10 protein-coding genes are annotated in these 13,090 nt (G+C 44.1%); 9 read left to right on the top strand and 1 reads right to left on the bottom strand.

Going from position 1 to position 13,090, the window contains the following annotated elements; genetic code table 11:
• Positions 1 to 24 precede the first annotated feature (24 nt).
• Positions 25 to 366 carry a DUF4870 family protein gene (locus BLQ60_RS11060; protein ID WP_092620304.1) on the top strand — a complete coding sequence of 114 codons (342 nt, stop codon included), beginning with the start codon at positions 25 to 27 and terminating at the stop codon, positions 364 to 366.
• Between the two features lie 9 nt (positions 367 to 375).
• Here BLQ60_RS11060 and BLQ60_RS11055 read toward each other — a convergent pair whose 3' ends face one another.
• Positions 376 to 1,242, bottom strand: a complete 867-nt coding sequence (locus BLQ60_RS11055; RefSeq protein WP_092620301.1) for a 1-aminocyclopropane-1-carboxylate deaminase/D-cysteine desulfhydrase — start codon at positions 1,240 to 1,242, stop codon at positions 376 to 378.
• Positions 1,243 to 1,312: 70 nt separating this feature from the next.
• On the opposite strand from BLQ60_RS11055, the gene pdxA reads away from it, so the two are divergent.
• From pdxA to BLQ60_RS11015, 8 genes are all read left to right on the top strand, one after another.
• Positions 1,313 to 2,338, top strand: a complete 1,026-nt coding sequence (pdxA, locus tag BLQ60_RS11050) for a 4-hydroxythreonine-4-phosphate dehydrogenase PdxA (protein WP_092620298.1) — start codon at positions 1,313 to 1,315, stop codon at positions 2,336 to 2,338.
• 78 nt (positions 2,339 to 2,416) lie between these two features.
• Positions 2,417 to 3,232, top strand: coding sequence for a 16S rRNA (adenine(1518)-N(6)/adenine(1519)-N(6))-dimethyltransferase RsmA (rsmA, locus tag BLQ60_RS11045; protein ID WP_092620295.1), 816 nt, complete (start codon positions 2,417 to 2,419; stop codon positions 3,230 to 3,232).
• 107 nt (positions 3,233 to 3,339) lie between these two features.
• On the top strand, positions 3,340 to 4,203 hold the full coding sequence (locus BLQ60_RS11040) for a symmetrical bis(5'-nucleosyl)-tetraphosphatase (protein WP_092620292.1): 864 nt from the start codon (positions 3,340 to 3,342) through the stop codon (positions 4,201 to 4,203).
• Between the two features lie 131 nt (positions 4,204 to 4,334).
• Entirely contained in the window at positions 4,335 to 4,718 is a 384-nt protein-coding gene (gene pilG, locus BLQ60_RS11035) for a twitching motility response regulator PilG (RefSeq protein ID WP_092620289.1), read from the top strand.
• Positions 4,719 to 4,752: 34 nt separating this feature from the next.
• Positions 4,753 to 5,118, top strand: coding sequence for a response regulator (locus BLQ60_RS11030; RefSeq protein WP_092620286.1), 366 nt, complete (start codon positions 4,753 to 4,755; stop codon positions 5,116 to 5,118).
• An 11-nt stretch (positions 5,119 to 5,129) separates the two neighbouring features.
• A complete protein-coding gene (locus BLQ60_RS11025) occupies positions 5,130 to 5,654 on the top strand; it encodes a chemotaxis protein CheW (RefSeq protein WP_092620283.1) in 525 nt (174 codons plus the stop codon).
• 45 nt (positions 5,655 to 5,699) lie between these two features.
• Positions 5,700 to 7,775 carry a methyl-accepting chemotaxis protein gene (locus tag BLQ60_RS11020; RefSeq protein ID WP_092620280.1) on the top strand — a complete coding sequence of 692 codons (2,076 nt, stop codon included), beginning with the start codon at positions 5,700 to 5,702 and terminating at the stop codon, positions 7,773 to 7,775.
• 159 nt (positions 7,776 to 7,934) lie between these two features.
• The gene (locus BLQ60_RS11015; protein ID WP_092620277.1) at positions 7,935 to 13,076 is read left to right on the top strand and encodes a hybrid sensor histidine kinase/response regulator; all 5,142 of its coding nucleotides are present in this window, start codon (positions 7,935 to 7,937) and stop codon (positions 13,074 to 13,076) included.
• Positions 13,077 to 13,090: the final 14 nt, after the last annotated feature.

The raw sequence follows: 13,090 nt of genomic DNA, 5'->3' as shown, positions 1-13,090 counted from the left end.
ACCCCACAAAGAAGGATTAAAAATATGAATGAACACACTTCAAATGCAGATTTAAGACAATACACCTTGATTATTTATGGGCTGTACGTTGCTAGCCTGCTGATTGGGATCACCAGTATTGTCGCCATTATCATGAATTATTTAAAACGTGACGAAGTCAAAGGCACATGGCTAGAAAGCCACTTTAACTGGCAGATCAAAACCTTTTGGTATTCGCTGATTGGTGGTTTGATTGGCGGGGTCTTGTCTTTAATTCTGGTTGGTTATTTGATTCTGCTTGCGGTGGCGATTTGGTACATTTATCGCGTGATCAAAGGCTTGGTGGTTTTTCTGGATAATCAGCCGATCGGCGATGGTTGGGTGTAAAAGTTACATCTAGTCAGATGAATCTTTATGTAAGCCACCAGTATGAATAAATAAAATCCGAGTTGATGCAGTGAAATGATGTTGCTGTATCAACTGCCACAGTTGATAAAAGGCTTTGCCTGTATAGATCGGCTCAAGTGGGAGCTGATATTTTTGTTGCATATTTTCCATAAAGTTGAGTAGGCGCTGGTCATATTTTGCATAACCACCGAATGTATTGTCAGAATATATTTGCCAATTGTTTTTTGTTGTCCACTTTCGCACGTCATCATCTAAAAAATCACCTTTTAATGCAGAAAAACCAATGACTTTTTGCTGTGGTGACGAAGCATTTATTAATCCAGTAATGGTGCCACCTGTGCCGACCGCACAGCAGATCACATCAAAGTTTTCTCGATCAAAATCCGTTAAAATCTCCGCCGTACCTTGGATGGCTAAATCATTGCTGCCGCCTTCGGGGATGATGTAGGCATTTGGATAGCGCTGTTGTAATTCCGCTAAAAATTCAGGCGTATGCTTACGGCGATAATCTTGGCGACTGATAAATTGCAACTGCATGCCGAGCGTGGACGCCGTTGCTAACATCGGATTTAAGGCTTGATCTTGTAATTCCTCACCTCGAATGATGCCGATACTTTCAAAACCGTATTGCTGTGCTGCGTGGGCAAGCGCATAAATATGATTGGAATAGGCACCACCAAAACTGAGTAACTGTGTATATCCAAGTTTGCGTGCTTCAATCAGGTTGTATTTGAGCTTAAAGAATTTATTCCCTGAAATGCTGGGATGAACCAGATCAAGACGTTTGACCATCAGCTGGACATCACCCAAATCAGTAATGGCTTGATAAGGAATGTCTTGGAATTGTTCAAACATGGGAGAAATTCTTTTGCTTTGCTGAAAATCTTGCGACAATAGATAAAATTCTAAACTGAATCAGTATGCGATGAATAGTAAAACAATCAATAAGCCAATCAATAAACCTAGCCCGCTTTATGTCACCAGTGGAGAACCTGCTGGGATTGGTCCAGATATTTGTTTGGATTTGGCGAAGCGCAAAGGTGTGCGTCCGATCGTGGTGCTTGCGGATAAAGCGCTATTGCAAAAACGTGCCGAGCAACTTGGTATTGATGTCGAGTTGATGGACTATGAGGGGCAAGATTGCGTTGCAGAAGATGGGCAATTATTCGTGCATCACATCCCTGTGAATGTATCTGTAGTCGCAGGGCAACTCAATCTAAAAAATGCCGATTATGTGATTCGTCAGCTTGATTTTGCGGCGAATATGGCATTACAAGATACCTGTGCAGGGATTGTCACTGCGCCAGTGCAAAAGTCGGTGATTAACGAATCAGGCATTGCATTTAGCGGTCATACCGAATTTTTTCAAGAAAAAGCGGGTGTCGATCGGGTAGTGATGATGCTAGCAACCAAGTCACTTCGAGTAGCATTGGTCACGACACATTTACCACTGCGTCAAGTGGCGGATGCCATCACTACAGAGCGTCTTCAGCAAGTGACTGATATCCTGGTTGCCGATTTACAGCGCAAGTTTCATATTGCTGAGCCAAGAATATTGGTGTGTGGACTGAACCCACATGCAGGTGAAGATGGTTATCTCGGTGATGAAGAAATTCGCATTATTAATCCTGTGCTGAAACGCTATCAACAAAATGGCGTAAACATCAGCTTAGCCATGCCTGCCGACACACTTTTTAATCCTGAGCATTTAAAAAATGCCGATGCGGTGTTGGCGATGTATCACGATCAAGGGCTTCCCGTGCTAAAATCTCAAGGCTTTGGTGAAGCGGTCAATATCACTTTGGGCTTACCGTTTATTCGCACCTCGGTCGATCATGGTACAGCGCTTGATTTGGCGGGTACGGGTCGTGCCAGTAGTTCAAGCCTGATGGTGGCGACTGATTTGGCATTGCAAATGGCTAGTGGTGATCAAACGGACAATCACTGTTAGTCGATGCAATTCAATCTGATGAACATTGACGGCGCTAAGCACCTTATATTTCTTATTTAAATCGAAGTTGGACAAGACATGTATCAAATCAATGCCCTCAATCCCAAGCAAGAAGGGCATCAAGCACGCAAACGCTTTGGGCAGAATTTTTTACATGATCAGCGGGTCATTGAAAAAATCGTGCGTGCGGTCAATCCACGCCATGATGATAATGTGGTGGAAATCGGTCCTGGACTCGCCGCACTGACATCGCCACTCATTGGTGAAGTAGATCGATTGACTGTGGTGGAGCTTGATCGAGATTTGGCAGCAGGCTTGCCAAGCCGTGTGCCTTATCCAGATCGTTTAAATATCATTGAAGCCGATGCACTGAAGTTTGATTTTGCGCAATTGGCGTTAGATAAACCGCTTCGTGTGGTCGGGAACTTGCCGTATAACATTTCTACGCCATTGCTCTTTCATTTGGTCGAGCAGGGCGACATCATTCAAGATATGCACTTTATGTTGCAGAAAGAAGTGGTCGAGCGCATTACTGCCGCACCGAATAGTAAGACCTATGGTCGTCTTTCTGTCATGTTGCAGTATTATTGTAAGGCGACCTATTTGTTCGAAGTGCCTGCGGGTGCGTTTAATCCACCGCCGAAAGTGACCAGTGCGGTATTTCGTCTTGAGCCATATGCAGAAAAACCACTTCAAGCACAGAATGAAGCCAATCTTTCGGCATTGGTTGGGCATGTGTTTACTCAACGTCGTAAAACCTTGCGCAATAGCTTAAAAGGAAAACTGGATGATGACGGTTTTGCCAAAGCAGGGGTTGATCCGATGGCTCGCCCTGAAACGTTGAGCTTGGCGCAGTTTATTGCCTTGTCGGATGCGTGCGTGACCTTATTCTAAAAGCAAGCTGTGTCTTAAAAGCAAGTGTGTTCTCAAATCAAACAGTGGATTGGTAATTTTAGAAAATTGCTGATGCGCTAAATAGTTGAAAATTGGTTCGTTGTAAAATGAAAATTGATATTACAGATTATCGCCATGTCTATGCGATTGGTGATTTACAGGGCTGTTTTGCAGCGCTCAAAGCATTACTTAAAGAAATTCAGTTTGATGCCAGTCAAGATTTTATTATTATTACAGGTGATTTGGTGGCACGAGGTGAAGATTCACTCTCTTGCTTACGCTTTGTGAAAAAACTCTATGATCAAAAGGCTGCCGCAACGATTTTGGGTAATCATGATCTGACCTTGATCGCCACCGCACGAGGCATCAAAAAAATCAAAGAAAAAGATCGTACTCAAGATATTTTTGATGCCTTAGATGGCAGTGATCTGATTGATTGGTTACGTCATCAGCCTTTATTGATTGAAACCATAGATCAAAATAGCAACGAACACACTGCGATTGTACATGCGGGTGTGCCACATATTTGGTCGATAGAGCAAGTCACTGAGTATGCAAGCGAAGTCGAGCAAGTCTTGCAGGCAGACCTCGAGCGACTTGATGATTTTCTCAAGGAAATGTACGGCAGCCAGCCCAATGTCTGGGATGAGGCGCTCACTGAAAATACACGACTTCGAGTCATCACCAATTATTTGACACGCATGCGATTGAGCGATGCGCAATCTGCGCTTGAGTTTGAATTTAAAGCAGGTTTGGATGATCCAATGCCAGCGGGCTATCAGCCCTGGTTCAATTTTATCGGTGAAATTGAACACAGTCATCGCATCATTTTTGGACACTGGGCGGCATTACAGGCGAAACCAATTCGGGAGAATATCATCGCTGTAGATGGAGGCTGTGTTTGGGGCGGAGAACTGGTGGCATATCAGCTGAAAACTGCGGAAAAATTTGCAGTTTCCAATCCGATCTGACTGCTAAGTTGCAAAATAAAGCTGTAAGAAATGATGCGAAATATTGGAAATTTGTATTAACTATGATACAAAGAGTGCAATAAAATGTATTTTATTCGTTAAGTACAAAATGATTTGGGGTAAACAGTCAAATGGAAGATAAACTTCAGAATTTAAAAGTGATGATCATCGACGATTCAAAAACCATTCGTCGTACAGCAGAAACCTTGCTACAACGTGAAGGGTGCCAAGTGGTCAGTGCAGTAGATGGCTTTGATGCGCTATCAAAGATCGTCGATACCAATCCTGACATTATCTTTGTCGATATTATGATGCCACGTTTAGATGGTTATCAAACCTGCGCATTGATTAAAAATAATCAAAACTATCAAAATGTGCCAGTGATTATGCTCTCGAGTAAAGATGGGTTGTTTGACCAAGCCAAAGGTAAAATTGTCGGTTCTGAGCAGTACCTCACCAAACCATTTAGTAAAGAAGAATTGTTCGAAGCAATTAATAATCACGTCGCAGTATAACTATTTGCGATATTCAGTCGACTAGGATTAAAACATGGCACGCATCTTAATTATTGATGATTCACCAACAGAAACATTTCGCTTCAAAGAAATTTTAGAAAAGAATGGCTTTGAAACGATCGAAGCCAGCAATGGCGCTGATGGGGTGACGATGGCGAAAGCGGAGTTGCCTGACTTGATTCTGATGGATGTGGTGATGCCTGGGGTGAATGGTTTTCAGGCGACACGTCAAATTACCCGTGCATCAGAGACTCAACATATTCCTGTCATTATTGTCAGTACCAAGGATCAGGCAACTGATCGTTTGTGGGGCAAGCGCCAAGGGGCGAAAGATTATTTGGTCAAGCCTGTGGAAGAAAAGCAGTTGATCGAAGTTATCCAACAGCACCTCAATACATAAAGTGAAAAATTATGGCAACGCAAGGATTCATTGAACTGCTACGGTTGGCGGATCGGGGCAAAAAAAGACAAGTCAGCCAGATTGATCCAGAGCAACGTTGGTCTGGTGTGGCATTTGAGATGCTTGGTCAATATTTTGTTGCACCGCTGGGTGATGTTGCTGAGGTGATCTATACGCCAGAATGGACGCATGTGCCGAATACCAAAGCGTGGTCGTGTGGGATTGCCAATATCCGTGGTCGGTTATTGTCGATTGCGGATTTGCCTGCCTTTGTTGCAGATCAGCAATCTGAAGTGGGGCGTTTTGGTAAAGTGATGTGTTTGACCCATCCTGAGCATTATTGTGGTGTGATGGTTGATCAGGTGTTTGGTATTCAACACTTTAATAAACAAAGTTATTTTAAAAAGTCAAAAGATCTCAATGGTCAGCTTGAACCCTATTGCCAAGGTTATTTTATGGATAAAAATAAGCCTTGGCATGTGTTTATGTTGCGGGATCTTTTTAATAGTCAGCAGTTTATGAATCCATCTTTATAAGCAAAGCGGTTGATGGACTATCGGGTGAAATAGGGGAGAGCTTATATGGCTTTGGGTTTGGGAAAAGATAAATCGAAATCATCAAAAGGAAGCAGTGCCGCTTCTTTGCGATTTAAAAATGAATTGGATCGTTTGGCGGGATTCTTTGGTGAAGATCGCCAGCAGTCTCTTCGCTATTTGACGATACTCTTAGTTGCTTTGGTATTTACCCTCATTTTCTTTGTATGGATGATGTGGACAAGTCGGACAGAGACGCAATTGACACGAAGTATCGGTGAGTTGCAATTGCTTTCACAGCAAATTTCTCGTCAATCGGCTGAAGCCTCGGTGCGTGGTGATAAGACCATCGTCGATGCGTTAAAAGCAAGCCAGACTAAGTTTGAAGAAGAACTCGATGTCGTTGTGGATAAACATTCTGATGACGAAGCGGTCGATAAGTTGGTGAACGAGTGGACGCAAGTTGATACTCGGATTGAAGATATTGTAAAAAACCAACAAACGATTATTTCTTTGCAAGCGAAAGGTTTGCAGATTTCTGAAACCATTCCTGGGGTGCAGTCTGAGTATAACCTTCTGGTCGATGAAATGACTCGTGCAGGCTATTCAGCATCGCAAGTTGCACTCACCAAAAACCAAGTTTATCTTTCTGAGCGTATTTTGCGTTCGATTAATGCGGTACTTACAGGTGATACCACATCACTCGATTCAGCGGATAACTTTAATGCCGATACCTTGACATTTGGTGAATATATCAATGGTCAGTTGAACGGTAGTGCAGAATATGGCGTAGAACGTATCAATGATGCAGATATGCGTGAGATTCTTGCGGGGATCAAAACAGAATATGATGAAGTGCTAAAAGCAACTGCTGAACAAGTCTTGGCAGATTCAACCAAATTGGTTCAAGTGCGTGAAGCATCATCGATTATTTTTGATAAATCGGATGATTTATTGGCGCAACTTGATGCACTGGCTGATGATGTGAAGCCGTTGTGGCATAACTTTTTGCCGATCTTGCTTCTCATTTCAATCATTGCCTTGGGTTATGCGGTTTATAAATTATTGCAGCTGCGTAACCGTGCCGATAGTGTGCGTGTACAAAGCCTGCAAGAAGAATATGACCGTAACCAACATGCGATTTTGCGATTACTGGATGAGATCGCCGATTTGGCAGATGGTGACTTGCGTTCTTATGCAACGGTATCGGAAGACTTCACAGGGGCGATCGCCGACTCGATTAACTTTGCGATCGATCAGTTACGTGACCTCGTTTCTCGTATTAACAGTACTTCGGAAGAAGTGGCGAAATATACCCAAGAAACCCAGCAAGTGACCATGCAACTGTCAGAAGCATCTGAGCATAATGCACAAGAGATTGCAGGGGCATCGACAGCGATTAACCAAATGGCAGCGTCGATTGACCAAGTATCTGCCAATGCAGCTGAGTCAGCAGAAGTTGCGAAGCGTTCGGTAAATATTGCAACCAATGGTGCAACGGTGGTAAACCGTACCATTCAAGGGATGGATACCATTCGTGAGCAGATTCAAGAAACCTCTAAGCGTATTAAGCGTTTGGGTGAGTCTTCACAAGAGATTGGTAACATTGTCTCGCTGATTAACGATATTGCCGACCAAACCAACATCTTGGCATTAAACGCTGCGATTCAAGCATCGATGGCGGGTGAAGCAGGTCGTGGTTTTGCCGTGGTTGCGGATGAGGTACAACGTCTTGCAGAACGTTCTGCAGCAGCGACCAAGCAGATTGAATCACTGGTAAAAACCATTCAGACCGATACCAACGAAGCAGTGTCTTCAATGGAATTGACCACCACAGAGGTTGTACGTGGTACGACACTTGCTAAAGATGCGGGTGTAGCACTGGATGAGATTCAAACCGTATCGGGTGACTTAGCGACATTGATTCAAAGCATCTCTGAAGCGGCACGTGAACAGTCCACTTCTGCAGGTAATATTTCGCAAACGATGAACGTGGTACAAGACATTACCCACCAGACCACCTCGACCACCATGGAAGCAGCACGTTCTGTAACTGAGTTGTCGCACATGGCTGAGGCGTTACGTGAATCTGTCACCGACTTTAAACTGCCTGAAAACGTATAAATCGACTTGGATGCAATCACAACGATTGCATCCATCGCTGTACCGCATTTTTTCACACATAAATGTCATGAGGACGAACCAAAATAGAAAAAATGGGCAAAGTGGAAGCCCATCCGTTTGGTTCAGTCAAGGCATCTGGATATGTAAGAAGCAGAGCTTATGAACGAAGTTTTAAAACAATTAATTAGTCATATTGAGCTTCCAGAGGATCATCTTAAAGATCAAGATCCTGAAATTCGTGACATTTTCATCGAAGAAGTGGAAGAGATTTTAGAGCTTCAACAGCGTGCGATTCCGCACTGGTTGGATAACCCTGCTGACAAAGACGTGTTGACAGAAATTCGTCGTTCATTCCACACCTTAAAAGGTTCTGGTCGTATGGCTGGGGCGGTACAGTCTGGTGAGTTGGCGTGGTCGATTGAAGAAATGCTCAATCGAGTGATGTCGGGTGCGGTAGCTTTAAATCGAGATATCCAAGAGCTGGTGTATTCGGTATCGAGTTTATATCCGATTTTGGTTGAAGATTTTAAACAGCTGACGCCACATCAGGTGGAATTGCGCACATGGATTGTCACTGCGCAACGTCTACGTGATAGTCAAGCGGTAGAACCAGAGTTACGCTATACCATTGATTATTATCGTGATCAGACGATTCCTCAAGATGCGATTGCGACAGCGGATACCTCAGTAGAAGAAGCGGTTGTTGCACCTGAGTCTGTTCCAGCACAAGCGTCTATCACAGCAACAGAAGTGGCGAGCAACTCACAAACAAGCAATCCAGCTTCAACCAAAGCAGCCTCAACTGAAGAGGTACAACCTGATGGGTCATTTCCCAGGCAAGCTGTGGACGTGGTTGCTGAATCTGATCCGTCGATTGACAAATCCATCGAAAAACAAACCTTAGAAATCTTCATTGAAGAGAGTACAGAGCATTTAGAAACGATTTCTGGTTTCTTGCATTTGGAAGAAGAACCAAGTGTCGATGCCTTTAATCAACTGATTCGTGCGGTACATACCATTCGTGGTAGTTCTGGTATGGTCGGTTTTGATGCGATTTTCACGGCGAGTAGCCATGTGGAAAATGTCTTTAAAACCATCGATCCAGAGCAATATCCAGAGCATCCAGCCGAAGAGCAATTGCTTTCTGATTATTATGAATATGTGCGTGCTTATGTGGCGGCATTAGAGAAAGAGAAAGCTCAAGATTTCTTAACGGAAATTACCGCGCAATTCGATCAAATTTGGCAAGATTATCAGTTGAATAATGATCGTGAAGTGGGGGCCATTCGCAGTCAAGGGATTGTGGCACAGTTGCTTGAGCTGGATATTAATGACATGCTCGATGCAGAGTTTTCCTTTGCTGAGCAAGCTCGTGCAGATAACGCTGAATCGTATTTTCAGTTGTTGTCAGAGCAAGCTGCGACTTTGGTGTCGCATTGTAATGTTAAACAATCTGATGAATTGTGCCGTATTGCAGCCTATTTAAAGCGCTGTTATCAAGCATTGGTCGCACATCCTGTGGCTGCTCAAGATCAAAACCTCATGGAGCAAATCCAAGGCTTACATCAGTATTTGATTGATGCCTTTGATGGTATGGCTTCAGGTCAAAATATGGCATTGACTAGCTTGATCGAAGAAGAGTTTGAGCAAGCGATTGAAGATGTCAGTCAAGTGGTTGCTACAGCAACGCCAGCGCAAACATCTGAACAAGCTGATTTCATCGAATCAATTGCTGAAGCTGATCTTGCACCTGTTGCAGTCACCGAAAATGTTGCTGAATTGGATGTGGAATCTGAGGTGGTGAACCATCAATTTGATCCAGAGATGCTCGAGATTTTCCTCGAAGAATCTGATGAATTGATTGCAGGTATGGATCAAGACTTTAATACTTGGGAACAACAGCCTGAAAATACCCAAGTGTTAAATAATTTGTTCCGCTATTTGCATACGCTTAAAGGCGGTGCGAATATGATCCAAGCCACGCATATGGGTGATGTTGCGCATGAGCTGGAAAGTATTTATCAACGTATTGTTTCAGGACAAGGCTCGCCTGATGCACATGCGATGCAGCGTATTCGTTATGCGCAAGATGAAATTGCTAATCGTATTCAACTGTTACGTGAACAAGCTATTGATCGTGCTGATCCAAGTTTGATTGCCGATTTACAAGATATTTTAGCCAATCATTTGCACGCTGTATCTGCGCCAGAAGCAATACAAACAGAAACATCACAAGCTGATTCTTCACAAGAGTCTTCAGTACAAGAAAATGCAGATGAAGTAGTTGAATCCTTCGACGATTCTTCAGAATTTGCCTTCCAAGTCGATCAGTCACTTGCACTTGATGCTGAGAATCGTGATTTTGATGCCGATCTTTTAGATATTTTCCTTGAAGAGTCGGACGAGCTCGTTGCGGGGATGGATCAAGATTTTGCGGTTTGGGAGAAAACCCCATCGAATACCACGGTGCTGAATAATCTGTTCCGCTATTTGCATACCCTCAAAGGCGGCGCAAATATGGTGCAGGCAACGCATCTTGGTGACATTGCGCATGAGCTTGAAAGCATCTATGAAAAAGTCGTCAAAGGACAATATCAGCCAAATGCACAAGCGATGCAAATGATTCGCTATGCGCAAGATGATATTGCCATGCGTTTGCAAAAACTGCGTGATCAAGGTGTGGATGAACACAATCCAAGTTTGATCGCTGCTTTACAAGCAATTTCAACGCAACGTGCCACAGCACAATCGGCGCCAGTAAAAGAAACACCTGTTCAAGCGACGGCACAATCTACAACTGCTGTTGAACAAGATACCGATCGTGTTCATGCACAGCTTGCCGATCAAGCTGAAGATACACCTGCGACTGTTACAGCCGAATCCTCGTTGATGGACGCTGGATCTGTTGAAACCCCAACGATCTTGGCTGAGGCACAGGCGAGTGGTGATGAGCAACAAATTATTATCATCGAAACCTATCTTGAAGAAGCCGATGAAATCTTCGAACAAGCTCGTCATGATTTAGACCTTTGGAAAGCAGATCGTGGTAATCGCAGTATTTTGCTGAGTTTACAACGTGGGTACCATACCTTAAAAGGCAATGCACGTATTCTAGAGCAACAGCTTGTTGGTGAGATTGCGTACAGACTAGAAGTGCTGTTTGAACAATTTGCATTCCATCAATTTACCTCTGATCGCTACGATCATTTGATCGCTGAGACACAAGTCTGGTTGCACAATGCGGTGTATCGTAGCCGTTTTGAGGGCGCTGAGAGTCTAAACGCCCGCCTACAAAATGTAGTCTATGACGATAGTGTGGTGGTCGGTTTTGATCGTCATGATAGCGATATTATTGATTTTAAAGATTATCAAGAATATCAAGTGGTGCAAGGCGATGGTTCGACGCCACCTGAGATGTATTCGCAAAACACGGTTCAGCAAGAGCAAGGTGTGCAAGAGCAGATTCGTGTCTCGGCTGATCTAGTGGAAAAAATGATTGATTTGTCAGGCGAGAGTGCGATTAACCGTTCACGTATCGAACTTGATCTTGGACAGATGAACAATACGCTGTCAGAAATGGAGCTGGCAATTCAGCGTCTTGCCGATCAGCTACGTCGTATGGATGGTGAGCTTGAGACACAGATTCTCGCTAAGCATGAGGTTGAAGGACAGCGTTATGCCGACTTTGACCCGCTGGAGATGGATCAATATTCATCATTAAATCAATTGTCAAAATCACTTGCCGAGTCTGCGTCGGATTTGATCGATTTCAAGATCACATTGGCAGATAAAATTCGTGATACGGAAAGTTTGCTATTGCAACAATCTCGTTTGCAAAATGAATTACAACAGAGCCTGATGGGCACACGCTTGGTGCCATTTAGTCGCTTGGTGCCGCGGTTGCAACGTCTTGTGCGTCAAACTTCGACACAGCTAAATCGACCTGTCGAATTTAATATCGAAAATACCGAAGGCGAGCTGGATCGTAATATTCTGGAACGCTTGGTGTCGCCACTTGAGCATATGTTGCGTAATGCGATCGACCACGGTATTGAGGATCGTGCAGGACGTGCCAAGGCGAAGAAGCAAAGCGCAGGTAAAATTAACCTGAATATTGCCCGTGACGGTAATGATATTTTGGTGATTTTCTCGGATGATGGTCGAGGCATTGATGTGACTGCGGTCAAAGAAAAGGCCAGTAAAAATGGTCTGATCACCGCAGATATGCAAGTCAGTGATGAAGATGTGATGCAATATATTTTCCATCCGGGTCTCAGTACAGCGCAAAAAGTCACGCAGATTTCTGGGCGTGGTGTGGGTCTGGATGTGGTGCAAAATGAGATTAAGTCGCTCGGTGGTCATGTCAGCGTCAAATCGACTTTTGGCAAAGGCACAGAATTTACCATCCGTGTACCGACCACAGTATCCGTGAGTGATGCCTTGATGGTGCGTGTTGGCGATCAGCAGTTTGCGTTACCATTGGCACAGATTGAACGTATTGTTCGAGTATCTCCTGTTGCGTTGTCGGAGTATTATGACAGTAAGCAAGAGACCTTCGAGCTTGATCATCAGAAGTTGCGTCTTCGTTATGTCGGCGAGTTTGTCACGGGGCAGGTCAAACCAATATTTAACAATATGGGTTCATCGGTGCCTGTGATTATCTTCAATAGTGCGGGTCGTTCTGTCGCGTTGCAAGTCGATCAATTGGTTGGTTCTCGGGCGCAAATCGTGATCAAGCCAATTGGACAACAATTGTCGTCAGTCGGTTACGTGGGCGGTGCAACCATTCTTGCCAATGGTAAAGTCAGTCTGATTTTAGATGGTCAAACCATTGCACGGCGAGTCTTGACTACAGCTCGTGCGCATCAAGTTGATCAATCGGCAGTGACCACAGCAACGTCACAACGCAGCGCCCGTAAAACTGTCATGGTGGTGGATGACTCGGTCACTGTGCGTAAGGTCACTTCACGCTTGCTGGAGCGTCAAGGCTTTGATGTAATTACTGCCAATGATGGTGTCGATGCCATCGAGAAATTGGCACAAGTGACACCAGACTTGATGTTGCTCGATATTGAAATGCCACGTATGGACGGCTTTGAGGTGGCGACTTATGTGCGACATGACTCAAACTTCAAGACCTTGCCAATCATCATGATTACCTCTCGTACAGGTGAGAAACATCGTGAGCATGCCTTGAGCTTAGGGGTCAATGCCTATATGGGTAAACCGTTCCAAGAGGCAGATTTGATGGCAAATATTCAACAAGTTCTGGCGACAGAAAAACTCACGACCAGCTCTTAAGTTGAGTGGAGAAC

The sequence above is a fragment of the Acinetobacter marinus genome (genome assembly GCF_900096915.1).
GTDB lineage: Bacteria > Pseudomonadota > Gammaproteobacteria > Pseudomonadales > Moraxellaceae > Acinetobacter > Acinetobacter marinus.
This window is presented reverse-complemented; position numbering and strand designations above follow the sequence as displayed.